This window comes from Rathayibacter sp. VKM Ac-2801, assembly GCF_009834245.1.
In the GTDB taxonomy this organism is placed as follows: domain Bacteria; phylum Actinomycetota; class Actinomycetes; order Actinomycetales; family Microbacteriaceae; genus Rathayibacter.
In genome coordinates, this window is sequence record NZ_CP047183.1 from 3,155,386 (window position 1) to 3,180,656 (window position 25,271).

A 25,271-nucleotide genomic window follows, 5' to 3' on the forward strand; every position below is an offset into this window, starting at 1 on the left:
ATCTGCATGAATAGGATGCGGTCATGGATCTGGAACTGCGCCACCTCCGGTCGTTCGTCGGCGTCGTGGAGGCCGGGACCTTCACCGACGCGGGGATCGAGCTCGGCATCTCCCAGACCGCGGTCTCGCGCAACGTCGCGGCGCTCGAGACCGTCCTCGGCCGGAGGCTCCTCCACCGGACGACCCGCAGCGTCGAGCTCGCGCCGGCGGGTGAGCGGGTGCTGCGGCACGCCCGCCGCGTCCTGGCCGTCGTCGACGACCTGCGCGAGGAGGCGGCGGCCGGGACGGACACGATCCGGATCGGCTACGCCTGGTCGGCTCTCGGCGAGCACACGCCGGAGTTCCAGCGCCGGTGGGCGGCCGCGCTCCCCCACCACGAGCTGCGGCTGATCCGCTCCAACACGCCCACCGCGGGGCTCGCGGAGGGCCTCAGCGATCTGGCGATCCTGCGGCGGGCACCCGCGGCACCGGACGTCGAGTCGACCCTGATCGGCACCGAGAAGCGCTACTGCGCCCTGTCCGTCGACGACCCGCTCGCCGCGAAGCGGACGGTCACTCTCGCCCAGGTGGCGACCGCTCCTCTGGCGCTCGACGACCGGACCGGGAGCACCCGGCTCGACCTCTGGCCCGAGCACGACCGGCCGCGGAGCACCGTCCCGACGACCGATGTCGACGACTGGCTCACGGTCATCAGCAGCGGCACGGCCCGCGGAGTGACCGCGGAGTCGACGGTGAGCCAGTACCGGCGGCAGGGCCTCGCCTACCGGGTCGTCCGCGACGCCCCGCCGGTCCCCGTGCACGCCGCGTGGATCCGGAGCGACCCGCCGCCCGTCCTCCGCGACGTCATCGGGCTCCTCGAGGGCCTCTACCGCGCCGCCGACTGACGACGACGGCCGCCGGGAGCGAGCCCCGGCGGCCGTCGTCGTCACGTCACTTGCAGGTCAGGGCGGAGTAGGCGGCCTGCTTCTCGGTCGTGACCGGCGTGCCGTCGAGGGTCGCCGTCGCGGTCACCGTCGCCGAGCCCGCGGCCACCGAGTCGGCGCGGGTGGTGAAGGCGTGCGAGGCGCTGGAGCCGGGCGCGACGCCGGTGAACGACTTCGACCCCCAGGCGGAGGTGAGGGTGATCACCGCCGGAGCCTTCGACAGGTTCTTCGCCGTCACCGTCACCACGGCCTTGCCCGCCACGCAGCGGGTCGCGGCGCTCACCGCCGTCTCGACCGAGGCCGCGGAGGCGCGGACGATCGAGAGGCGGTAGGTCGCCGTGGTCGTGTGGTCCTGCGCCGAGGTCTCGACGACCACGCTCGTCGCTCCCGTCGCCGCGAGCGGGACGGTGCGGGCGACAGTGTCGTCGATCAGGACGCCGTCGACCTTCACCAGGCCGCTGGCGACGGCCGGGTCGAGGTCCAGCGCGACGCTGGTCGTCGCGGCCGGCACGGTCAGCGTGTAGTCGCGTACCCCTGCAGCGAGCGCCGGGGAGAGGTTCCCGACGTCCGCGGCCAGCTTCGTCAGCTGCGCGTCCGTCGCGTACCCGGTCGAGCCCGTCGTGTAGACGCCGAAGACGCCGCCGACGTAGCTCGATCCCGTGCCCTGGAAGCGGACGGTGACCACGGGCACCTTCCGGCCCTGCGCGTCGAGGACGTACTTCCCGCTCTGGTCGCGCTTGTAGCTGTCCTTCGCCGCGATGCCGTCGAGGACGGCCTTCGGGATCTCGTCGTACTGGATGTACCAGTTCGTCGAGCCCGCCGCTCCCGAGATCACCTCGGTCTTCAGCTTCACGCCGTTGACCAGGACGTCGAAGGTGCGGCCCGCGTCGCCGGCGTAGTACCGGACGCCGAGGAGGTTCTTCGGCAGGGTCGGGTCGACGATCATGTCGTACTGGAACCAGGCGTCGGCCGAGCGCTCGCCGTCGCGGTAGCCCTCGCCCCGCCAGATGCCGACGGAGGACCGGTTGGACGTGTAGTTCTTGTCGGCCTCGCTGTTGTTGTTGTCGAAGGAGGTGAGGGAGTCGATGGTCGTCTCGTCGACGCGCAGCTGCTCCTTCTCCTTCCGGATCAGCGCCTGGGCGGCGGCCGAGTCGGGCTCGACCAGCGTCATGTAGGTCGCGTACCGGGCGTTGTAGAGGCTGTAGTACGGGGCGAAGACCCGGGCCTGGGAGGCGCTGTCGACGTTCTTCATGCCGAAGCGCATCGTCGTGCGCCCGTTGGCGTCGGGGCCGTCGGACAGTCGCACCAGGTTCTCCCGGATGCCCGCCTTCCAGGCGGAGGAGGACGCCACGACGACGCTCGAGTCCACGGTCTTGTCGGCCGTGCCCATCCGGACGAGGACGCCGGCCACGTAGGAGGCCTCGACGTTCGTGCGGTTGAGCTCGGTCGCGAGCAGCACCGGTCCGTAGCGGAACGCGGCCCAGTCCGGGTTCTCCGTCTCCGCGTCCACCGACACCGTCGCCGGCAGCTTCCACGTGAGCACGTCGCCCGCGGCGACCGCGACGGAGACGTAGCCGCCCTGCGCCGCGACGTCGCGCACGGCGCCGTTCACCGTGAGGGTCGGCTTCCCGTCCACCCACGCGGGGACGCGCAGCTTCAGGGTCGTCCCCTCCGCGACGGCGCCGGCGCCGAGCGCCTCGACCCGGAAGGTCGCCGTGTCGGTCTCGGGGATGCTCGCCGTCTGGGTCAGCTGCAGGTTGCTCGCGGAGGAGCGCAGCACCGACGAGCGGAACTGGTTCACGAAGACGGTCTTCGGCTTCTCGAAGTAGATCGAGTCGCCGAGCTTGGTGAAGCTCTCGATCCCGGTGCCGTGGTCGCACCAGAACTCGTCGTGCTCGTGGCCGAAGACCTTGGCGTAGCCCGCGGTCTGCGGCTGGAAGTAGGTCACCATGCCGGTATCGGGGTTCTGCACCGAGAGGACGCCGTTGATGAACGCCTCCTCGTAGAAGTCGGCGTACTTCACGTCCTCCGTCACCTGGAACAGCGCCCGGGTGAGCTTGAGCATGTTGTAGATGTTGCAGCCCTCGGAGGTGGAGTTCTCCCCGTACCCGGTGGTCTGGCCGGTCGTCGCGTACTGGTGCAGCGTGCCCGGTGCGTGGAAGTGCTCGGACTGGCTGTTGCCGCCGTTGGCGTAGGTGTGGGTCTCGTCGACCATGCGCCAGAAGTTCTCGGCCGCGCGGCGGTACATGTCGAGATCGGCCTTCTCGGTGGCCGTGAGCGTCGCGTAGAGCGCCGGGTCGTCCGTGAAGAGCGTGTAGCGCTTGAGCGCGCCGACGAGCTTCGGGATGGTCGTGTTCGCGTGCAGGCCGTTGAGGACGTCCTCGTTGTTCGCGAGCTTGCGGAACAGCACGGTCTCGTCGAAGTACTCGGCCGCGCGCTTGTGCGCCGGCTTCTGCGTGGTCTCGTAGAGGCGGTACAGCGCCTCGTTCATCCCGCCGTACTCCGTGTTCAGGAGTCGCGTCGGGTCGGCCTGGCGGCCTGCCCAGTCCGTGATCCAGGAGCCGAACCCGTCGGCGACGACGAGCGCCTTCTGGGACACCGCATCGGGCGCGTAGGCGTGCGCGTCGAGGAGGCCGGCGAGGACCTTGTGCAGGTTGTAGAAGGGCACGAGGAGGCCGTCGGACCCCGAGGGGAGGTAGCTCACCGGGAACGGCGAGACGTAGCCGGCGTTCGCCGGGTCCTTCAGGGCGTAGGCGTCCTGCACCCTCTTCAGCCCGTCGACGGAGGCGGTCAGCTTCGCGAGCAGCGCGGCCTTCACGGCCGGGTCCTCCGCGGCGGCGTAGGCCTGCGACAGCGCCGAGACGTAGTGGCCGAAGAAGTGGCCCTGGAACCGGGTCCCGTTCTCGCGCTCCCAGCCGCCGTAGCCGCCGGTCGTGGTCGGGGCGAGCCCGGCCTGGCGGTAGAAGGAGTAGAGGAACATCTCGGGGTCGAGGCCGAGAAGGTACTCGACGGTCTGCTTCTCGCCGTTCTCGAGGTACGGGTCCTGCACCGAGACGTCGGCCAGGCCCGCCTCGAGGAGGTAGCCCGAGGTCTTCACGCCGCGGGGCTGCACCTGGAGGGTGAAGGTCTTCGTGACGGCGGTGCCGCCTCCGTAGACGGCCGAGGCGGTCAGCACGACCTGCTTCGCCTCGCCGGCCGGAGGCGTGACGGTCGCGGTTCCGCCGCTGATCGCCACGGTGGCCGGGTCGGAGGAGGTCCAGCTGAGCTCGGAGCCCTTGGCACCGCGGACGGGCAGGGAGAAGCCGGTGCTCGCGGCGGCGGGCGGGGTGACGGACTCGAGGTCGGCGCGGGCGACGGAGGCGGGGTCGAAGGAGGGATTGTGCACCTGCGTCAGCGTAACGACGTCGGCGGTGGTGGCCACGCCGTTGTAGAGCGCGTAGTCGTCGAGCAGGCCGCGCAGGTGCGCGCCGTTGTAGGCGGGTCCGTTGTAGCCGAGGGTCTTGGTCGACGTGCTCTCGGAGCCGAGGACTCCGGTCGAGGCCGCGGAGGGCGCGGTCTTGACCACGCTCGGCTGCTTCACGCCGTTGCGGTAGAAAGCGACGTCCTTCGTGGCCTTGTCGTAGGTCGCGACGACGTGCGTCCACTCCCCCGCGGGGAAGAAGCCCGAGCGCGGGGTCTCGACGGCGACCTTGTACGGCTGCCCGCTGGAGGGGCCGATCGAGAGGGCCAGCGGAGTGCCGTCGCCCTCCGAGGTGAGGTACCAGCCGTCGGAGTTGTAGGTCGTCTTGTTCCAGGTGAGCACCTGCTCGCCGCTCATGGCGCCGGAGGGCTTGAACCAGAACGACACGGTCAGGTCGGCGGGCTGCAGCGCGGCGGCGGTGCCGAGCTTCACCGCGTTCGACCCGGTGAACTCGAACGCCTGGCCGCCGAGCCCGGTCCCGTATGAGGCGGTGCCCTTCTGCATGCCGAGGGCGTTCCCGCGGCCGCTGGTGTCGGCCAGCGATCCGTCGAAGGGCAGTTCGAGGACCTTCGCCGAGTCGAGCGAGGTGGTGGGGGCGGCCTGGGCCGTGGGGCCGACCGACAGGAGACCTGCCGTCAGCGCCATCACCGCCACGGTGGCCAGGGGGAGTCGTCGTCGCATTCGTGAGGCCTCTCGTCGTTGAGAAATCCGGCCCGAGGGGGCGGGCCGCCTCGAATGTTACCGTTAACAATAGCTTTCGGTGAGGTTTCGGTGAGAGGACTGACAGGCTCCCCGGCGCTCAACGGCGCCGGTCCAGGGCCGCCCGGAGGTACGGAGCGGTGCGGCTGCCCGCGGCCTCGGCGACCTCCTCCGGAGTGCCCGTGGCGACCACCGAGCCTCCCGCGCGGCCCGCCCCCGGACCGAGGTCCACGACCCAGTCCGCGTCGGCGACGACGCGCATGTCGTGCTCGACCACGATCACCGTGTTGCCCGCGTCGACCAGGTGCTGCAGGTGCTCGAGCAGGCGGTCGGCGTCGGCGGGGTGCAGGCCCGAGGTCGGCTCGTCGAGCAGGTAGAGCGTGTCCCCGCGCTGGGCGCGGCGCAGCTCCGAGGCGAGCTTCACCCGCTGCGCCTCTCCCCCGGACAGCTCGGGCGCCGGCTGCCCGAGCGAGACGTAGCCGAGCCCCACGTCCACCAGCGCATCGAGGTGGCGCGCGACCTCGCGGTCCTCGGCGAAGGCCTCGCGCGCCTCGGCGACGCTCAGCGCGAGGACGTCGGCGATCGTCCGGCCGCCCAGGGTGACCTCGAGGGTCTCGTCGTTGTACCGCGTCCCGCCGCACGCCGTGCAGGGCGCCTCGACGGTCGGGAGGAACAGCAGCTCCACCTCGACGGAGCCCTCGCCCTTGCAGACGGGGCAGCGCCCGCTGGGCAGGTTGAAGGAGAAGCGGCTCGCGGAGAAGCGGCGGCGCTTCGCCTCCGGGGTCGCCGCGAAGAGCGTCCGCACCCGGTCGAACAGGCCCGTGTAGGTCGCGACGTTCGAGCGCGAGGTCCGGCCGATCGGGGTCTGGGTCACCTGCACCACGCGGCGCAGGCGGTCCGCGGGCCCGGAGGCGGTGCCGCGGGTCGCCGCCGCGGCCGCGTCCAGCAGCGGGTCCGCCTCCCCGCCCTCCTCCGCCGGCGCGTCCTCGGCGACGTCGGCGCGGAGCGAGGCGCGCAGCAGATCGGGCAGCGCCTGGTTCACGAGCGTCGACTTGCCCGATCCGGAGACGCCGGTGACCGCGGTGAGCACCCCGACCGGGAGCGCGACGGAGAGGTCGTCGAGGGTGTGCCGCGAGACTCCGGCGAGCTCGATCCACTGCTCCGCGGTGCGGCGGGAGCGCAGCGGCGCCGGGTCGCCCTCGGGGAAGAGGTAGCGGCGGGTGACGGATCCGCGGGCGCTCGGCAGGCCGTCGAGCGGGCCGGAGTAGACGACGGTGCCGCCTCCGGATCCCGCGCCCGGGCCGATGTCGACGATCCAGTCGGCCTCGCGGATGACGTCGAGGGAGTGCTCGACGAAGAAGACGGTGTTGCCGGTCGCCCGCAGGGTCCGCAGGATGCCGAGCAGCGCCTCCGTGTCGGCGGGGTGCAGGCCCGTGGACGGCTCGTCGAGCACGAAGACGACGCCGAAGAGGCGCGAGAGCACCTGCGTCGCGAGGCGCATCCGCTGGAGCTCCCCCGAGGAGAGCGTCGGCGTGGAGCGGTCGAGTGAGAGGTGGCCGAGGCCCAGGTCGACGATCGGCGCGAGGCGGGCGACGAGGTCCTCGACGAGGCGCTGTGCGGCCAGGCGGGTCTGCGGAGCGCCGTCGGCCGGGCTCCAGCCGGGCTCCAGCACGCGCCGGGCGACGACGACCAGCTCCTCGAGCGGGAGCGCCGACAGCTCGGTGATGTCGAGCCCCTCGAAGGTGACGGCGAGCGCGTCGGGCTTCAGCCTCCGGCCGCCGCACACGGGGCAGGCGACGCTGACGACGAACGAGGCCGCGCGCTCGCGCATCCGGGCGCTCTTCGAGCCGGCGAAGGTGTCGAGCACGTAGCGGCGCACCCCGAGGAACGTGCTCATGTAGCGCGGCTCGTCCCCGGCGGCGACGGAGGCGCGCACCTGGGCGGGCGAGCGGTCGGTCCACACGGGGACCTGCGGCGAGTCGGGCGTGTGCAGGATCCAGTCGCGGTCCTCCGCGGGCAGGTCGCGCCACGGAGCGTCGATGTCGTGGCCGAGCGAGATCAGGCTGTCGCGCAGCTGCTTGCCGTGCCAGGCGGTCGGCCAGGCGGCGAGCGCCCCGTCGCGGATCGAGAGCGAGTCGTCCGGCACCATCAGCTCGTCGGGGACGTCGTAGACCCGGCCGATGCCGTGGCAGCTCGGGCACGCGCCCTGCACGGTATTGGCCGAGAAGTCCTCGGCGAGCAGCATCGGCGCGCCCTCGGGGTAGGCGCCGATGCGCGAGAACACCATCCGCACCACGCTCGAGAGCGTCGTCGCGCTGCCGACCGTGGAGCGGGCCGACCCTCCGGAGCGCCGCTGCGGGAGGGCGACGGCCGGCGGCAGGCCCTCGATCGAGTCGACGTCCGGCACGCCGACCTGGTCGATCAGCCGCCGCGCGTAGGGGGCGACGGACTCGAAGTAGCGGCGCTGCGCCTCCGCGTAGAGCGTGCCGAAGGCGAGCGAGCTCTTGCCCGATCCGGAGACTCCCGTGAAGGCGACGAGGGCGTCGCGCGGCACGTCGACGTCGATGCTCCGGAGGTTGTTCTCGCGGGCGCCGCGCACGCGGACGCGGTCGAGGGGGTCGGTGGTTCCAGGCGCGCTCATCCGTACAGCCTGCCGTGCCGGGATGTGGGGCGGCCCGCGCGGAGCGGGCGGCGGTGGCGAGACGTCCCGGTGTGCACCCGGGCACCGTCGAGTCGGGGGTGTCTCGGCGAGGCGGCGGTGTCTCGGCGCCGAGGCCCGGCGCGGGCGCGCTCCGGGGGGATCGACTGCTCCGGCCGGTGCGCGCCAGGATGGGCGCCGTCGGGGCGGAGCAGCCCCGACGGGGAGGAAGCCGCCATGGAGCTGACGTACGAGGACTACACCCTGCGAGTGGTCGACGGCGGGGTGGAGGTGCTCCGCGGAGAACGGGCGCTCTACGCCGCCGCGCTGCCGATCTCCGTCACCGTCAAGACGGCCGCCGCGGCGAGCGAGTTCCACCGCGCGGCGTACTCGGAGGCGGCCGAGGCGGACGGCGGCATCGAGGCGACGGGTGTCCTCCGACTCCCCTCCGGCTCGGTCTTCGCCGTCGCCGACCGCTACGAGCCGGCTGACGTCGGGATCCGGATCAGCCGGAGCGTCGAGGTCCTGGAGGCGGGCGACGACCTCGGCTTCGCGAGCGCGATCTCGTTCCGGCTGCTCGGCTCCGACGACGTCCGCGACTACGACTGCTTCGCCCCCGGAGCCTGGTACCGGCAGCAGGAGTTCGCGCCGCCGGGCGCCGTCGGCACGGATACCGGCGGCGAGTACTTCTGGCTGAACGAGACCCGCTACGGGCTGCCGCTGTTCGCCGCGCAGAGCCGTGCCTCGGGCGAGACGGTCGCGCTCTCGCGCTGGGCGGCCGACGTGACGCTGCCGACCCTCGGGATCGTCCGCTCCGAGAACTACACCGACCCGGCCTGCACCGTCGGCTCGATCGGCCTCAGCCGCCCCGAGCCGCGCACCCTGAACTACACCTACTACGGCTACGGGATCCGGAAGGACCTGCCCGTCGAGGCGCCCGGCCTCTCCCTCGACTACGTGTACCCGGGCGCCGAGGGCCAGCTGCCCTCCGACAACCCCTACGCGGGGCTCGACTACGACGAGCAGCCGCGCGCCTTCCGCCGCGTGAACCACCCGGTGACGCGCGGGTTCGTGCAGCGCTACTCCGTCGCCCTCTCGCTCGGCCGCCACGACGGGTACCTGCCGATGATGCGCGACATGTGGCGGCGGGCGTACACGCGCCTGCGCGACGACCTGTTCGAGGTCGACAACGAGCAGCACTTCCACCACGGCATGGCGATCCTCGAGCGGTACACCCGGCAGTACGGGGACGCATGGGGGCTCCCGTTCGCCTGCCAGCTGCCGGACATGGACGTCTCGAGCGTCTCGTTCCAGTTCGGCTTCGTCGGGCAGCAGCCGGGGATCGGCTACCAGCTGCTCCGGTACGGCGAGAAGGAGGCGTCGGCGTCCGCGCGGGAGAAGGGGATCGGCATCGTCGACTTCTGGGCGCGGAACGGGCTCGGCGACTCCGGCCTGCCCCGGATGTGCTTCAACCCGACCCTCGGCGGTTTCGAGCCCTACCCGCACTACCTCCGGATGCTGGCCGACGGCGTGGAGGCGGTGCTCGACGCGTTCCTCCTCCTCCGCGCCGCCGGTGACGAGCGCCCGGGCTGGCTCGAGTTCTGCACGCGCGCGGCCGACTGGCTCCTCGGGGCGCAGAACGCCGACGGCAGCTGGCACCGCGCCTACCACTCCGACGGATCCGTGCGGATGGAGTCGCGGGCGAACACGCCCAGCGTCATCCGGTTCCTGGTGCAGCTGCACCTGGTCACGGGCGACGAGCGCTACCGGGAGGCGGCGCTGCGGGCGGGCGAGTGGACGCTCGAGAGCACCTTCGAATCGCTGGAGTACCGCGGCGGCACCTGCGACAACGCGGACATCCAGGACAAGGAGGCGGGCATCTACGCGCTGTGGGGCTACCTGGCCCTGCACGACCTGACCGGCGAGGAGCGCTGGCTCGACGCGGCGGTCGGAGCCGCGGACTACACCGAGACGTGGACGTACGCCTGGCGGTTCCCGGTGCGGACGCCGTACCCGGCCCACCCCTTCGACCACTACTCGATCAGCGGCCAGAGCATCATCACGCTCCAGGGCGGCGCCGACGTGTACCTCGCGGCCTGCTCGTACACCTACTACCGGCTGCACCTGCTCACCGGCGACGAGCACTACCTCGACGTCGCCGAGCTCCTGCACCGCAACACCCGGCAGTCGACCGACGTCGACGGCTCGATCGGCTACGCGATGCCGGGCCTGGGGCACGAGAGCGGCGACTTCGCCGACCAGACGCTGCGGAGCCACTACCACTGGCTGCCGTGGTGCACCTTCGTCGAGGTCGACCCGGCGTCGCGGCTGCGCGACACGTTCGGCGTCTACGAGATCGCCGACGCCCAGCGGCTGCCGACGGCGGAGCGGGCGCGGCGGAACCGGATCTACGACGGGTACGGGCAGCGCTGAGGCGCTCCACGCCGAGACGGCCCGCTCCCGGCTGAGGCGCCGCGGTGGGGGCGGTGTCTCGGCGGGGGCGGGCCGTCTCGGCGTCAGCGGTGCGCGTGTGTCAGCGGCGTGCGCGTGTCAGCGGCGCGAGTGCGTCAGCAGGTGCGCGCCGGATAGGCCGCGGTCAGGGCGCCCGCGGTGAGCGAGGCGGTCGGGACCGAGGTCTGGCGGGTGGTGAAGGCGGCCGAGGCGCCGGCGCCGGGAGCGGCGGTCAGCGTCTGCGAGGCGCCGTACGGCGAGCGGATGACGACCGAGAGGGGCGTCGTGCCCGTGTTCTTCACCACTCCGGTGAGGACCACCCTGCCCGCGACGCAGCGGGAGGAGGCGGTGAGCGTCGCGGTCGGCGCCGTCACCACCACGGTCGCAGTGACCGTGACCGCCGTGGAGCTCGAGAGCCGACGGTCGGCGGCGTTGTACGCCGTCGATCCGTTCGCGCCGACCCACTGGTTGTCGTTCGCGCCGATCGTGCGGACGACTCCGGTGACGGTGTAGCGGCCGGGCGCCGTCGCCACCGCGGAGGTGTTCCAGGTGACCGGCTGCGAGGCGGTGCCGCGGTTGTAGGCGAGCACCACGTCGGCACGGGCGGGCAGAGCCGCCGCGGCGTCGGCGCCGGAGGCGACCGTCACCTCGCCGAGGTCCGAGCGCACCGCGGAGGCCGCGTCGGCCGAGCGGACCTCGGCGTACTGCCCCGCGGTCAGCGAGACGATGCCGCCGTGCTTGGTCGAGGGGGCGAGCGAGAAGCCCGGGTCGGTCAGCTGGGTCCAGCCCGCGTCGAGGTCGTTCGTGACCATCGGCCGGTAGCCGGTCGAGGGGATCACGTCGACGTAGAGGTACCAGGTGTCCTCGCCGTGGTCCTTGAACACCGCGGGCCCCTCGACTCCTCCGGCGTTGCCGCCGGCCCACACCGCGCCGATGCGCGACTGGATCGGGGTCCACGACGTCGTCGGCAGCCACCAGGTCGCCGAGGTGGTCGACTCCATGTAGATGCCCTTGCCGGTGCCGTTGTCCTTCGAGATCCGGTAGGTCGTGCCGGAGTCCTGGATCAGCGTGGTGTCGATCGTGTCGGCCCCGGTATCGATGAAGGTTCCGCCGTAGGAGTAGGTGGCCTGCGTGAAGTCCGTGGTCGCTCCCCAGAGCACGCGGGAGGATCCGGTGCCCGGCGTGTGCGCCGCGGTCGGGTAGACCGTCGAGGACCAGTAGACGACGAACGAGCCCTTGCCGGGCCCTGCGTAGTCCGGCACCCAGGTGGCCTCGGGGGCCCACATCATGCCGGCCTCGAGGGCCTTCTTCCCGGCTCCGTCGAGCGCGACGTCGAACTGGCGCAGGTCGCTCCACGACACGAGGTCGCTCGACTCCCAGACGTTCATCTTCGTGCTGCCCTGCGTGGTCCAGTAGCACCAGGTGGTGCAGGAGCCGGTGCCGGAGTCGCCGCCGAAGACGCGGAGGTCGGTGGCGATGATGAAGTACTTCTTCGTCTCGGGGTTGTAGGTCAGGTACGGGTCGCGGACGCCGGTGGTGCCGAGGTCGGAGGCCAGGATCGGCTTCCCGCCGTTCAGCGGGTCCCACTTCTCCGGGTCGTCGCCGCGGGAGACGTCGAGGTAGATCTTCTCGGCGTAGCCCTGGGCGTCCTCGACGAAGTGGACCATCAGGTAGCCGTAGGGGGTGTCGACACCGACCTGCGGCTCCACGGTCACGGCGATCGAGCGGGTCTGCACGACTCCGCGGATCGACGCCGTCGCGGTGAGCGACGAGGTGCGCGCGGCCTGACCCGCGGCGGGGCGGTCGGCGCTGAGGGTGCGGCCGTCGGCCGAGACGCGCAGGGTCGGGTCGCTGGAGGACCAGGTCACCGCTCCCCCGTAGTCGGGCAGGTTCGTGGTCGAGTCGTCGACGGCGAGCGGGGCGACCCCGGCCAGCACGGCGGCGGCGATCGGGGAGAACGTGGAGGCGTGCGGCTTCGCATCGACGGTCGACACGGCCGCCACCTCCGCCCCGGTGAGCGCGCGGTCGTAGACGCGGAACGCCGAGACCTCGCCGGTGTAGAACGGGTCGGGGTACGGTGCGCGGCCGATCGTGTTGAGCGACTGGTCGGCCACCGACGAGGGGCGCAGCGCGGTGGGAGCCGAGGCGACCCGGACGCCGTCGACGAAGAACGAGATCGTGCCGGCGCTGCCGTCGATCACGGACGTGAGGCTGTACCAGCGGTCGGCGGTGAGGGCGGAGCCGCTGCGGGCGTTGTTCTCGCCGCCGCCGCCGTTCGTGGTGATCGCGGTGCGCACCCGGTCGCGGACGGACGCGAACCAGTACTGGTTCGTGCTGTCGCTGCCGATGTTCCACACGAAGTGGAAGTTCGAGAGCATCGACGCGTCGGCGCGGGTCTCGATCGTGACGGTGGCCGACGAGCGGCCGGTCAGCAGGTTCGCGGGCAGCTGCACCCACGGGGCGGTGGTGCTGCTCTTGGGGCCGCCGGTGAGGCGGAGCGACGTGCCGGTCCAGAGCGCGTCGGTCGCGTTGCGGACCGTGGCGGCTCCCACGCCTCCGCTCACGGCGTTCGGGACCGAGCTGCCGGTGGTCTGCGTGAACCGGTAGTCGGCGAGGAGGCCCTGCTGCGGGATCACGGCGTCGGCCGCCTGCGCGGCGGGAGCCGGGGCGACGAGGCCCGAGAGCAGCACCGCTCCGAGGCCGAGCGCGGCGAGCGCTGCGCGCAGCGGCGCTCGCCGCGCGGGGGTGGTGGTGGGCATGGTGCTCCTTCAGTGGAGTGGTTTGGTTCGTGGGGAGGGTCTCGGGGTGCCCGACCCCTGCTGGTCGAGCAGCCCCGCCAGGGGCGTATCGAGACCGTGCACGAGGCAGGGTGGTCTCGATACGCCGCTGCGCGGCTGCTCGACCGGCATGAGGTCGCCGCTGCGCGGCTGCTCGACCGGCAGGAGGGGTCAGCCGCAGGTGAGGGCGGGGTGGCTCGCGGTGACGGTCGCGGTGCGGCCGGCGTCGTCGGTGCCCGCGACGGCGACCGTCGTGGATCCTGCCGGGACGCTCGCCTGGCGGGTCGTCACGGCGGTCGACGTGCTCACTCCGCCGGCGAGCGCGGTGACCCGCTTCGCCGCGGTGCCGGTGCCGATCGTGACGTCGACGGGCAGGTCGTCCGCGTTCCTCACGACCGTGGTGACGACGACCTTGCCGGCGACGCAGCGCGCGGCCGAGGTCGCCACCGGCTGCAGCGGCACCGTCGACGCCGGGGCGCCGAGCGAGACGCGGAAGCGCTGGCAGTCGTTGTTCAGGACGCTCCACTGCCCGATCCGGGTGCCGTTCTGCGCGGAGCAGTTCGACAGGTCGAGCGCCTTGCCGCTGTGCGCGGCCCGCAGCTCGACGGTGCCGTCGTTACCCGGGCGGAGGCGCCAGCTGCTGCCCGCGACGCCGCACGCGCCCTGGGTGACGGTCGCGCCGTCGGCCGTGGAGCCTCCGGTGACCGCGAGGCACTTGGCGGCGGCCGAGACGGGGTGCATCTCGAGCGCGCCGTCGGCGGCGGAGCCGAAGGTGACGCGCTGGCAGGGCGAGCCGAGCCAGTCCTGCTGCTGGAGCAGGGCGCCGTCGGCCGTGGAGCAGTTCGGCAGGTCGAAGGACTTGCCGGTGACGAAGGACGTGACGGCGACGGGCCCGGCGGGGCGCAGCACCCACTCCTGAGCCGCGGCGGAGGTGGCGGCCGCCTGGCGGACGGTCGAGCCGGACGCCTCCAGCAGCTTGCCGCTGGTGCGGTTCGTCAGGGTCGAGTAGCCGCCGGTGGCCGGGGCGACCGTCCACTGCTGGCAGCTCGTGGTGAGCCACGCGGACTGCTGGAGTCCGGCGGTGCCGGTGGCGCAGCCGACCGGGCCGAGCGCCTTGCCGCTCGAGGCGTTCATCACGCGGAGGGTGCCCTCGCCGGTGGCGTCGAGCATCCAGTTCGCGCGCGGAGTCGAGCAGGAGCCCTGCACCACGCCGGCGCCGTCGCCGCTCTGCGCGGAGGAGACGGTGGCGCAGAGGCCGGTGCTGCGGCTGACGAGCTGCCACGGGGCGCCCTCGACGCGAGCGGTGATCGGGGCGTTCTCGCCGCTGGGGACGGGGATGCGGGCCGCCGTGCCGAGCGGGGCGCCGAAGTCGGGCTCGCCGGTCGCGGTCCAGTCCACGATGTGCGCGCGGGCCGAGCGCTGACGGCCGCAGCCGTCGTTCGGGCCGGGGTTCGCGTGGTACAGGTTCCAGGTCTCGGTGCCGTCGGGCGAGTCGAAGAAGTCGTTGTGGCCGGTGCCGTACTCGCCGTTCGCCTTCGAGAAGACGGGCCCGTCGCTCTTGGTCCAGGAGGAGGCGAGCACCGGGTCGCCGGTGCCGTCGTACTCGAGGGTTCCGAGCTGGTAGTCCTCGGTGCCGCAGAAGCTCGCCGAGTAGACGATCCAGGTGCGGCCGTCCTTCTGCAGCGGGATCGGTCCCTCGTTGACGGGCATGCCGATGGTCTCCCACGGCTCGACCGGCTCCGAGAGGACGTTGCCGGTGCTGGTCGCCGTCCACGGGTCCGACATCCGGGCGATGTAGTTGCTCTGGAGGCCGTTCCCGGGCTGGAACTCGGACCAGGTCATGAACAGCTCGCCGTTCAGCTCGAGGTACGCGCCGTCGATGTTCCACCGGTCGGTCGGCACCGGGCGCCCCTTGTAGGTGTACGGCCCCATCGGGTCGTCCCCGGCGCTCTCGATCACCTGCAGGTGCTGGCCGTCGAAGTTCCCCGCGGCCCCCATCGTGTACATGAGGTACCAGCGCCAGCCGTTCGGGCCCTGGAGCCGCTGCAGCTCGGGCGCCCACATGTTGGCGTTCCGGCCGGGGTTCGTGTCGGTGTAGACGGTGGTCGGAGCGGTGGTGCCGAGCGCCGCGAGGGTGGGCGCCTTCCGCATCACGACGCGGTTGTCCCAGGTCGTCGCGACCATGTAGTAGTTGCCGTCGTGGAACTCGATCGTCGGGTCGGCGGTGTCCGGCGCGATCGGGTTGGTGAAGGTCGGCTCGCCGAGCGCGGCGGCCGGGGAGGCGGCGGTGAAGGGCAGTGCCACCACCGCGGCGAGCAGGATCAGCAGGCCCGCCGTGAGGCGGCGGCGGAGCCCCGCGGATCGGGGGCGCTCGGCTTCGGCGGGCGTCGGTGCGGTCGTCATCGTGACTCCATCGTCAGGGGGCGGCGTGGGGCCCGGAGGCGCACCGTGGAGCGGCGCGCCCCCGGGGGCGCACCGTGGAGCGGCGCGCCCCCGGGGGCGAGGGGGCTCCGGAGAGACGCCGGAGGGCGCCGCGGAGAGAGGCCCGGTGGGCCTCGGAGAGGGACTGGCCGTGCCTCGCAGGATCCGGCGCGACCTCCACCTCGAGGTCTCCGACGCCGCCTGCCGCACGGTTTGTTCACGGTAACAGGGCGTTTGCGCAAACTCAACGGCCCCCGTCAGCGGGGGTGGCATCGCCTCACGGCACCGGCGGCCCCCGGTCGCGTTCGCAGCGGAGGAAGGATTCGCGCCGCCCCGCGGAACGGCGCGGGCGGAGAGGGCCGGATCGGACGTTCTTCCTCCGTTCTGAACACCACCGTCGCCTCGAGCCGCCGCCCCGGCCCCCCACCGCCGCTGTCAAGAGGGGAGAGACGGGCCGCGCCCCTCGCCTAGGGTGCCGGGATGCCCCGCACCCGGACGTCCCGCGCCGCCCTCGCCTGGCGGGAGGCGCTCACCGGCGCGCGCCTGATGCTCGCGCTCAAGACGGCGCTGGCGGTGGGCATCGCCTGGGCCGTCGCGCCGCTCGCCCCCGGAGTCGCGGAGCAGTACCCGTACTACGCGCCGCTGGGCGCCCTCGTCAGCATGTACCCGACGCTGATGGGCTCGGTCCGGACCGGGATGCAGACCCTGCTCGGACTCGCGGCGGGGATCGGGCTCGCCGCCCTCGTGGTGGCCACCGTCGGCCCGACCTGGTGGACGATCCCGCTCGTCGTGGGGATCGGCGTGGTCCTCTCGGGGACCGGCTGGTTCGGCGCGGGCCGCGAGTACGTGCCGATGGCGGCGCTCTTCGTGCTGATCATCGGTGGGGCCGACGCCGAGGACTACTCCCTCGGCTACCTCGTGCAGATGGCTGTCGGCGTGCTGGTGGGACTGCTGGTGAACGTGGTCGTCGCCCCCGGGCTGACCGTCGAGGCGGCCTCCGCCCGGGTCGACGCGTTCCAGCGCGAGCTCGCGGAGCACCTGCGCCAGCTGGCCGCCGCGCTCGAGGAGACGTGGCCGCCCGAGCACGAGGCCTGGGCGCGCAACGGCGAGGAGCTGGCCCGGACGGCGGAGGAGGTCCGCGCGGCCCTCGCGGACGCGGACGAGAGCCGCAAGGGCAACCCGCGCGCGCTGCTGCACCGGCGCGACTCCCGGCCCGACCACCTCCGCCTCGAGACGCTCGACGCGATCCTCTTCCACGTCCGCGATCTGAGCGGCGCCCTCGCGGACACCATCTGGGAGCGGCCGGGCGCGCTCCCGTTCGATCCGGCGCTCGGACCGCCGCTGAGCGAGGCCTGCCGGGCGGTCGCCGACGCGATCGACCGCGACGACGCCGGCTCCCCCGCCGCGCACCGGGCGATCGGAGGCGCGGCCCGCGCGGTCCGGCACCTCGTGCAGGTCGTCGACGAGCGGACCGCCGCGACCTCTCGGACCCTCGGGCCCGGCGTCCTCGCGGCGATGCACCTCCGCCGCGTCCTCGTGCGCCTGCAGCACGACAGCGCGGAGCCGCAGGAGGCGTGAGCCATCGGCTCGGCCCGTGACGACGCCCGCCGGGCGCGTCCCCCGACCTCAGCCCTGATCGGTCGGAGGAGTCCCGAGCCGCTTCGCGTAGCAGCGGGCGTTCGGCTCGTCGCCCCAGTAGCCGTAGCCCGCGATGGGCTCGTAGCCGGCGCTCGCGTAGAGGGCCATCGCCTCCGGCTGCTCCGTGCCGGTGACCAGCCGGAGCAGCTCCACGCCCTCGCGCGCCGCCAGCCGCTCGACGCCGGCGAGCAGCACGCGGCTGAGCCCGCGGCCCCGCGCGGCGCTCACCACGAACATCCGCTTGATCTCGCCGATGCCGTCCTCGACCGCGAGCGCCACGCAGCCGACGAGACCGCCGTCGCCCTCGAGCAGCAGGGTCGGGGCCTCCGCCGGGGGACGCGGACCGGTGTCGTCGCCGCCGTAGCGGGCGAGGAGGTCGGCCTCCTGCAGGGCGAAGAGCTCCGTGGCTGCCGGGTCTCCGGCCGTGGTCTCGATCAGGCGGGGCACGGCTCGATGCTACGGCGCGGCGGCGAGACCCGCGGCGATCCCGGTCAACTGCTCGAGCACGACCCGCACGGCCGAGCGCTCCAGCGTCTCGGGTCGGGCGAGGCAGTCGATGTGGCGGCCGAGCCCCGGGATCCCGAGCGGCCGCAGCACCACCTCCGGCGTGCGCCGCAGGTCGGTCGTGTACCGCGGCAGCAGCGCGACGCCGTCGCCCGCCGCCACGACCGCCGCCGCGACCAGGAAGTCGTTGATCCGGTGCGGGATCCGCGCGTCGCCGCCCGCGAGGACCGCGATGGCGTCGATCGCCCGCTCCAGGGGGAAGCCCTCGTGCACCGCGACCCACTCCTCGTCGCGGAGGTCGGCGGGCCGGATCACGTCCTTCGCGGCGAGCGGATGGTCGCGCCGCAGCGCGAGGTCGAGCGGCTCGAAGAGGAGGGGCGTCGACCGCACGGTCCCGGGCCACTCGGCGCTGCCGGCGAGCCGGTGCGCGACGACCAGGTCGTGATCCGCGGTCAGCCCGGCGAAGGCGCTCTGCGCGACGTCGAAGTCGGCGAGCGCGACGCCCGGCCGCCCGGGTGGGCGCAACGCCTCCAGCAGCGGGCCGAACATCGCCAGCCCCGCGCTGTGGAACGCGGCGACCGAGACCGTACCGCTCGGCTCCCCCTCGAAATCAGCGACAGCCCGGGCCGCGCGCTCGAGCGCCACCTCCACCTCGACCACCGCCGCGGCGAGAGCGCGGCCGGCGGGAGTCAGCGCGGTCCGGCGCCCGTCGCGGAAGGTCAGCGCCGTCGGCGTGCGGCGCTGCAGCGCGCTGATCTGCTGCGAGACGGAGGAGGGGGACACCCGCATCGCGGCGGCGACGGCGGCGATGCTCCCGCGCTCGCCGAGCTCCCGCAGGGCTCTGAGCTGTCCGAGTTCCATGAGTTCCAACTTACGCGTCGGCGAAGAAGATGCAGTCTTGTCCTGCGGGTCTCCGTGCCGCCACCATGAGCCGTGCGCGCTCTCCTCTCCCGCTTCCGGGTCGACCTCCTCCTGCTCGTGGTCGCCGCCTCCTGGGGCTCGACCTACTTCGCGGCGAAGGAGCTCGTCACCGACTCCAGCGTGATGGCGCTGCTCGGCTCCCGGATGACCCTCGCCGCCCTGTGCCTGGCCGTGATCGTCGCGGCGCGGCGGCACCGGATCACCGCGGCGGAGTGGCGGGTCGGCGTGACCATCGGGGCGCTGCTCGCGACGATCTTCGCCCTCGAGACCTACGGCATCGCCGGCACCTCCGCCACCAACGCGGGCCTGATCATCAGCCTGACGATCGTGATCACGCCGATCCTCGACTCCGCCGTCTCGAAGCGCCGGCTCCCGGGCCGCTTCCTGCTCGCGTGCCTCGTCGCGGTCGTCGGAGTCGCGCTGCTCGCGGGCAACGGCGCCCTCCGCCCGCTCTCCCCCGGCGACCTCCTGATCCTCGGCGCCGCCGTCGTGCGGGCCGTGCACGTCACGTCGATGCACCGCCTCTCGGCGCGGGCGCCGATGGACTCCCTCCGCCTGACCACGGTGCAGCTCGGCACCTGCGCCGTCGTGTTCAGCGCCGCCTCGCTCGTCGTCGGCGTGCCGATTCCCGAGTACGTCGCGGGGCTCGATCCCGTGGGCGCCGGCCTGTTCCTCTACCTCGTCCTGGTCTGCACCGTCTTCGGCTTCCTCGTGCAGACCTGGGCGGTCCGCCGCACCTCGCCCTCACGGGTCAGCCTGCTGCTGGGCACCGAGCCGGTGTGGGCCGCGGTCGTCGGAGTCGCGCTCGCCCGCGACCCGATCGCGCCGGTCGGCTTCCTCGGCATCGCGCTGATCCTCGCGGGCACCGCGTGGGGCCGCTCCCTCGAGCAGCGGATGCCCGCCGACGTGCCGACCGCGGCCGCCGCCCCGGAGGCGCTGCTCGCCCCCGCGCCGGAGGACGAGCAGCGGCGTCCCGTCGAGCGGTAGCCGGGTCAAGGGACTCGCGCGCGGCGCCCCGATGTGGGGGAATCGGGTCGGAAGGCGTCCGCCGCGGCCGCCGCCGGAGGAGGATCCATGTCGCTCAGCGTGCTGTTCATCGGCGGGACGGGCATCATCAGCGCCGCCTGCGTCCGCGAGGCGCTGCGGCTCGGCCACGACGTGACCGTGCTGAACCGGGGGCGGACGTCGCTCCGCCCGCTGCCCGAGGGCGTCCGCGAGGTGCAGGGCGACGGCCGCGACCGCGACTCCGTCACCGGCGCCCTCGGCGACCGGAGCTTCGACGCCGTGATCGACTTCGTCGCCTTCACCCCCGAGCACGTGCAGCAGGACATCGACCTGTTCACCGGCCGCACGGGCCAGTACGTCTTCATCAGCTCGGCCTCGGCCTACCAGAAGCCGCCGCGCAGCCTCCCGGTCACCGAGTCGACTCCGCTCCGGAACCCCTTCTGGCAGTACTCCCGCGACAAGATCGCGTGCGAGGACCTGCTGATGGCCGAGTACCGCGCGAGCGGCTTCCCGGTCACGATCGTCCGCCCCTCGCACACCTACGACCGCACCGCGCTGCCCGTCGACGGAGGCTGGACCGTCGTCGACCGGATGCGCCGCGGCCAGGAGGTGGTCGTCCTCGGCGACGGCACCTCGCTCTGGACGCTCACGCACGCGGACGACGTGGCGGTCGGCCTGGTCGGCCTGCTCGGCGCCTCCGCGGCGATCGGCGACGCCTTCCACATCACCGGCGACGAGACGCCCACCTGGGACGAGATCCACCGCTGCCTCGCCGCGGCGGCCGGAGTCGAGCCGCGCCTCGTGCACGTCGCCTCCGACGCGATCGCCGCGGCCGACCCCGAGCTCGGCGCCGGGATCATCGGCGACAAGGCGCACTCGATGGTGTTCGACAACGCGAAGATCCGCCGACTCGTGCCCGCCTACTCCCCCTCCGTGCGCTTCAGCGACGGCGCCCGCGAGATCGTGGAGTGGTACGACGCCGACGAGTCGCGCCGCGTGGTCGACGAGCGGATGAACGGCCTGTTCGACGCACTGATCGAGCAGTACCGGCCGCGCCCGCTGTGACGGGGCGGGCGGAGGGGGTGCGCAGGTCGGCCCGCTCCGTCCCTCCCGGCCGCTCCGCCCGGGCAGGCTGCTCCGCCGGCGCCGACTCCTCCGCCTCCGCTCAGCCGATCGGCTCGAGCCGCACCAGGAACCCGCCCGGCACTCCCGGCTGCAGCTCCTGGTACTCGGACGGCACGCGGTAGGAGCCCTCGCCGACCGCGGTCACGGTGAAGGCGTCGTCCGTGCGGGTCCCCGCGAGGAAGACGGTGTAGACGTCCGTGCCGTCCTCGGTGGTGCGCTTCCCGGCCGCCGCGCCGACCCAGCGGTGCCCGCCCGGATCAGCCGACGCCGTCGAACCGAGGGTCGCGTCGATCGCGGGCGGGTCGACGCCCTCGGTGCGGATCCCGTCCTGGCACTCGCGCCAGATGCCCGTGAATCCGGGGTCGGGGTCGGAGTAGCAGAACATCATCGATCCATCGGGCGCGACGTGCAGGTCGCCGTAGCCGCCGACCACCTGCCCGGAGACGGGGGCGGTCGTGGGCCCGGTCGTCGGCTCGGGGTCGGCTGGCGCCGTGCAGCCCGACAGCGCGACGACGAGCGCCGCCACCGCTCCCGCTCGCCACCTCATGTGCGCAACCTACTGGAGCGGGGTCTCCCCGCGGCAGGGCGTCGCGCTCGGAGTCCGCCGGGGTGGGAGCCCGTTCGCCGCCGCGCGCGGCGAGCGGCCTCCCCTCAGCCCGGCAGCCCCTCGCTCCTGTCCGCCCGCGCCGGCCCGATCGCGCCCGGAGCGACCGCAGCCAGGTGCGCGCGGCGCAGCACCGGGAAGCCGATCCGCAGGAGGGCGGTGACGAGGCGGAGCGGCGCGTGCGTGACCCCGTGCGCCCGGAAGGTCCGCGAGAAGCGGCTCAGGTACTCGTCGAACTCGGCCGCGCTGCAGTTCAGGCGCCGAGCGGAGATGCTCGCCCGGACGGTGGAGTCGAACCGGATGGGGAGCGCCCGCCGGGTGAGGTGGACGGCGAGGTCGATGTCCTCGTGGAAGCGGTCGTCCGTGTCGGCGCAGACGTCGTCGGCGATGAGCAGCCAGGCGCTGCGACGCACCGCCATGTTGGAGCCGAAAAGGTACGGCTGCCGGCGCCCCGCCGTGAAGACGAGCCGCCGGACGACGCCGTCCAGCCGCGTCAGGGCGGGCGAGCAGGCGAGGTCGTAGTAGCCGACCGGGCCGGTGACGGCCTCGACGCCCTCCGCCGCGAAGCACGCCGTGAGCCGCTCTACCCAGTCGGGGTCGACGACGGTGTCCGCGTCGATGCGCGCGAGGACATCGCCCCCGGCCGCCGCGAAGCCGTGATCCCGCGTCGGGATCAGCCCCTGACGGCCGGACTGCCGCAGGATCCGCACGGGAACGTCGGACGGCGTCATCGCCAGGACCCGGCTGACGGTGTCGTCGGTCGAGAGGTTGTCGATCACCAGCACCTCGAACGGAGCGACGGTCTGGGTCAGCAGCGCCTCGAGGCAGCGGACGATGCAGTCCTCCTCGTTCCAGACGGGGACGACCACCGACACGCGCACCCGCCCATCATCGCCCGTCGAAGGTGCTTGCGGGGGACCGCGCCGCCCCGTCCGTCCTCGCCGCGCCGCGCGCGTCGCCGCAGGTCCGAGACGCGCCGGACCCTCCCGTCAGACCAGCCGGCGCCCGCTGAAGCGGTCGATCGGCGCGTCGTGGCGCATCGCCCGCTCGTACATCCGCCGGAACGGCTCCGTGAGCACCCCGTTCGTGCGGTCCAGCGAGTCCTGCCAGGCGACGATCTCGCCCAGCTGCGCTGCGAGATCGGCCCGCAGCGACGCCTCGTCGACGGTCGTCGACGCGCCGCCGGAGACCACGATCCGGCCCGCGACGATCACCGTGTCGATCGACGAGCCGTTCTCGGAGTAGACGAGCTGGTTCTCCAGCCGCTGGCGGGGAGTGAAGTTCAGCGTCTCGAGGTCGAAGATCACGAGGTCGGCCTGCTTGCCGACCTCGATGCTGCCGGTGACCTCGTCGAGCACGGCGCTGCGCGCGCCTCCGATCGTCCCCGCGGTGAGCACCTCGGCGACGGTCGGCCAGCTCGCGAGGTCCGGGTCGGTGACCTTGTGCAGCAGGGCGGCGGCCTTGACCACGTCGAGCATGCGCGGGGAGTCGCTGCTCGAGCAGCCGTCGGTGCCGAGGCCGAGGTTCACGCCCGCGTCGTGCAGCGCGCGCCACGGGGCGATGCCCGAGCCGAGCTTGAGGTTGGAGATCGGGTTGTGGGAGACGGACGTGCCGGCGGCGGCGATCCGCTCCATGTCGGAGTCGGTGAGCCAGATGCCGTGGGCGAACGTCGTGTTCGCCGAGAGGGCGCCGATCCGCTCCATGTACTCCACCAGGGTCGAGCCGTAGGACAGCTCGCCGGTCACCAGCTGCGTCTTCGTCTCGAGGACGTGGATGTGGCACTCCGCCCCGTGCTCGAGCGCCAGCTCGGTCGCTCCGACCAGCAGCTCGGGTCCGCAGCGCTGGGGCGCGGAGGGGGCGACCATGTAGCGCAGCCGCCCGCCTCCCCTCCCGTGCTGGGTCGCGAACGCCTCGCGGCTGAAGGCGAGGTAGCCCTCCGTCGTCGGGCGCGATGCCGACCGCGCCTGGTCGAGGATCTCCGCGGGCACGTACTCCTCGAGGAAGGGCATCGTCTCGTGGAAGGGCCTGCTGATCACGTGCCCCGAGATGTTCGCGCGGATGCCGATCTCGTCGTAGGCGTCGAAGACGGCGCCGAGCTGCGCCGCGTCCTGGTCCGGGTTCTCGAGCACGTCGTCGACCAGGGTCGTGACCCCGGCCTTGAGCGACTCGAGGGCGAAGAGCGACGAGCGCAGCCGCACCAGATCCGGAGCGACCCGGCTGTTCCCGAGGATCGGGTACGACAGCAGCATCCACAGCTCGAGCGGCAGGTTGTCGTAGCGGCCCTTGTAGAGGTACTCCCACGAGTGGGTGTGCGCGTTCACGAAGCCGGGCGTGACCAGCCGGTCGCGCCCGTCGATCACCTCGTCGCCCGGCTCGGGGACGAGGCCCGGGCCGATCGCGACGATCAGCTCGTCGACGATGCGGATGCTCGCCGTGATCGGGACGGCGCCCGAGACCGGGTCCATGGTGATCACGGAGGCGTCGGAGAGGAAGAGGGGCATGGCGGTTCCGTTCGTGGTGCTGGAGGGGACGGGGCGGGCCGGCTCGCGGACGAGCCGACCCGCGGACGGGCGGGCGGGGTCAGCCGCGGACGGGCTCGGGCTGCGCGGCGCGCGGAGCCGCCTCCGCCTCCCTGCGCTCGACCCAGCCGGGGGCGTCCCGCCCGAGGAGGAGGTACGCGACGCCGGCCGAGACGCCGCCCGCGAGCCACGAGACGTCGATCCCGCCGAGGGCGGTCGCGGCCGGACCCTGCAGGGCGGGCACCGAGCCGTTCATGAACAGCCAGGTCAGGGTCGCGCCGATCGCGAAGGAGAGCAGCGCCCGCCAGCGGACGTCGGGCAGCAGCGGGGAGCCGACCGGGGCGAAGAGGTGCCCGAACGAGCGGACCCGCGGCTCGAACACCGTGTAGTGGACCAGGACGATCGCGCCCCAGGGGGCGACCCAGCCGACGAGGCCGACGAGCCACGCGTCGAGGGTGGTCGCGAGGTCGTCCTGGAAGACGAAGAACACCGAGGCGGCGAACGCCAGCACTCCGACGATCAGGCTCAGCGTGCGGCGCCCGAGGCGGATGTCGAGGGCCTGCGTGGCCATCCCGAACGAGTAGATGTTCAGCACGTTGGTCGCGATGGGTCCGTGCACCACCAGCAGCAGCACCGGGATCGCCAGCGCGCCGAAGTTCTCGACGATCAGCTGCCCGGGGTCGACCGAGCCGTTCTTCGTCGCGAGGGTCGCGCCGAGCACTCCCAGCCAGACGACGGGGATGAACTGCCCGAGGACGCTCGCGAAGTAGAGCTTCCGCTTCGAGGAGCGGGGGCCGACGAAGCGGGAGTAGTCGCCGGCGTAGGCGAGCCAGGTGAGTCCCCAGCCGATGCCGATCGCGGTCATCACGATGGACATGGCCGCGAGCCGGTCGGCTCCGGTGAGCGCCCCCTCCGCGGGGCCGGCGTAGGACCAGTCGATGTCGAGGAAGAACCAGGCGACGATCGACATGATCGCCAGCACCAGCAGGGTGGGCGGCACGGTCCAGCGCTCGAAGGCGGCGATCGCGCGGTAGCCCAGGAAGGACACCGCGACCTGGATCGCCATGATGACGGCCGCGACGGCGATCTTCCAGCCGATGTTCGCCTCCGCGGGATCGACGACGCCGACGGAGCCGAGGAGCGCGATCACCAGGTCGAGGACGATCCAGGTGTTGATGGCGCACCAGCCGATCACGACCACGGCCTGGATCGCCGCCGGGGCGTAGTTGCCGCGCCGGCCGAAGACGGCCCGGCCGACCAGCATGCCGGTCGCCCCCGTCCGCTGCCCGAGCAGGACGAAGAAGCCGAACACCGCCATCCCGACGACGTTGCCGAGCACGAGGACGGTGACGGTGTCCCAGAGGCCGAGGCCCATGTTGACGCCGAGGGCGCCGAGCACCCAGTTGATGGGGGCGATGTTGGCGCCGGCCCAGATCCAGAACTGCCCGTCGAGCCGGGCGGTGCGTCGGGAGTCGGGCAGTGGACTCAGCGCGTCCTCGGCGTCGGCGGTGCCGTGCAGGGTGTCGGTGCTCATGGCGGATCCTCTCGGGGAGGGAGATGGCGGGGAGGGCGGGGCGCCCGGTGCG

At 73.0% G+C, this 25,271-nt stretch carries 15 protein-coding genes; 5 read left to right on the forward strand and 10 right to left on the reverse strand.

Annotation, left to right across the window (positions count from 1 at the left end; translation table 11 throughout):
- The first annotated feature begins 23 nt into the window (after positions 1–23).
- Positions 24–884, forward strand: coding sequence for a LysR family transcriptional regulator (locus GSU45_RS14760; protein WP_159916033.1), 861 nt, complete (start codon positions 24–26; stop codon positions 882–884).
- 46 nt (positions 885–930) lie between these two features.
- On the opposite strand, the gene GSU45_RS14765 is transcribed toward GSU45_RS14760, so the two are convergent.
- Together GSU45_RS14765 and GSU45_RS14770 are read right to left on the reverse strand one after the other, a co-directional pair.
- Positions 931–5,064 (reverse strand): beta-L-arabinofuranosidase domain-containing protein, encoded by a 4,134-nt coding sequence (locus tag GSU45_RS14765; RefSeq protein WP_159916035.1) that lies wholly within the window; start codon positions 5,062–5,064, stop codon positions 931–933.
- Between the two features lie 118 nt (positions 5,065–5,182).
- Positions 5,183–7,723, reverse strand: coding sequence for an excinuclease ABC subunit UvrA (locus GSU45_RS14770; protein WP_159916037.1), 2,541 nt, complete (start codon positions 7,721–7,723; stop codon positions 5,183–5,185).
- 234 nt (positions 7,724–7,957) lie between these two features.
- Between GSU45_RS14770 and GSU45_RS14775 the strand changes: the two genes are divergently transcribed.
- Positions 7,958–10,153 carry a hypothetical protein gene (locus GSU45_RS14775; RefSeq protein WP_159916039.1) on the forward strand — a complete coding sequence of 732 codons (2,196 nt, stop codon included), beginning with the start codon at positions 7,958–7,960 and terminating at the stop codon, positions 10,151–10,153.
- A gap of 134 nt (positions 10,154–10,287) precedes the next feature.
- Here GSU45_RS14775 and GSU45_RS14780 read toward each other — a convergent pair whose 3' ends face one another.
- Together GSU45_RS14780 and GSU45_RS14785 are read right to left on the reverse strand one after the other, a co-directional pair.
- A complete protein-coding gene (locus tag GSU45_RS14780) occupies positions 10,288–12,930 on the reverse strand; it encodes a LamG-like jellyroll fold domain-containing protein (RefSeq protein WP_159916041.1) in 2,643 nt (880 codons plus the stop codon).
- A 189-nt stretch (positions 12,931–13,119) separates the two neighbouring features.
- On the reverse strand, positions 13,120–15,351 hold the full coding sequence (locus GSU45_RS14785; protein WP_159916043.1) for an RICIN domain-containing protein: 2,232 nt from the start codon (positions 15,349–15,351) through the stop codon (positions 13,120–13,122).
- A 498-nt stretch (positions 15,352–15,849) separates the two neighbouring features.
- Here GSU45_RS14785 and GSU45_RS14790 point away from each other — a divergent pair, with 498 nt between their 5' ends.
- Positions 15,850–16,947, forward strand: a complete 1,098-nt coding sequence (locus GSU45_RS14790) for an aromatic acid exporter family protein (RefSeq protein WP_159916045.1) — start codon at positions 15,850–15,852, stop codon at positions 16,945–16,947.
- A 48-nt stretch (positions 16,948–16,995) separates the two neighbouring features.
- Here GSU45_RS14790 and GSU45_RS14795 read toward each other — a convergent pair whose 3' ends face one another.
- On the reverse strand, positions 16,996–17,454 hold the full coding sequence (locus GSU45_RS14795) for a GNAT family N-acetyltransferase (protein WP_208543328.1): 459 nt from the start codon (positions 17,452–17,454) through the stop codon (positions 16,996–16,998).
- Between the two features lie 9 nt (positions 17,455–17,463).
- Positions 17,464–18,372: a LysR family transcriptional regulator gene (locus tag GSU45_RS14800; protein WP_159916047.1), complete on the reverse strand. Its 909-nt coding sequence runs from the start codon at positions 18,370–18,372 to the stop codon at positions 17,464–17,466.
- Between the two features lie 72 nt (positions 18,373–18,444).
- On the opposite strand from GSU45_RS14800, the gene GSU45_RS14805 reads away from it, so the two are divergent.
- Together GSU45_RS14805 and GSU45_RS14810 are read left to right on the forward strand one after the other, a co-directional pair.
- Positions 18,445–19,419, forward strand: a complete 975-nt coding sequence (locus GSU45_RS14805; RefSeq protein WP_208543447.1) for a DMT family transporter — start codon at positions 18,445–18,447, stop codon at positions 19,417–19,419.
- Between the two features lie 87 nt (positions 19,420–19,506).
- Positions 19,507–20,502 carry an SDR family oxidoreductase gene (locus GSU45_RS14810; protein ID WP_159916049.1) on the forward strand — a complete coding sequence of 332 codons (996 nt, stop codon included), beginning with the start codon at positions 19,507–19,509 and terminating at the stop codon, positions 20,500–20,502.
- 100 nt (positions 20,503–20,602) lie between these two features.
- Here GSU45_RS14810 and GSU45_RS14815 read toward each other — a convergent pair whose 3' ends face one another.
- The 4 genes from GSU45_RS14815 to GSU45_RS14830 all read right to left on the reverse strand — a co-directional run bounded on the left by GSU45_RS14815 (position 20,603) and on the right by GSU45_RS14830 (position 25,219).
- A complete protein-coding gene (locus GSU45_RS14815; RefSeq protein WP_159916051.1) occupies positions 20,603–21,109 on the reverse strand; it encodes a hypothetical protein in 507 nt (168 codons plus the stop codon).
- Positions 21,110–21,213: 104 nt separating this feature from the next.
- Entirely contained in the window at positions 21,214–22,047 is an 834-nt protein-coding gene (locus tag GSU45_RS14820; RefSeq protein ID WP_159916053.1) for a glycosyltransferase family 2 protein, read from the reverse strand.
- Positions 22,048–22,155: 108 nt separating this feature from the next.
- Complete coding sequence (locus GSU45_RS14825; protein WP_159916055.1) at positions 22,156–23,667, reverse strand: amidohydrolase; 1,512 nt, start codon at positions 23,665–23,667, stop codon at positions 22,156–22,158.
- A 79-nt stretch (positions 23,668–23,746) separates the two neighbouring features.
- Positions 23,747–25,219 carry a cytosine permease gene (locus tag GSU45_RS14830; protein WP_159916057.1) on the reverse strand — a complete coding sequence of 491 codons (1,473 nt, stop codon included), beginning with the start codon at positions 25,217–25,219 and terminating at the stop codon, positions 23,747–23,749.
- Between the last annotated feature and the right edge of the window lie 52 nt (positions 25,220–25,271).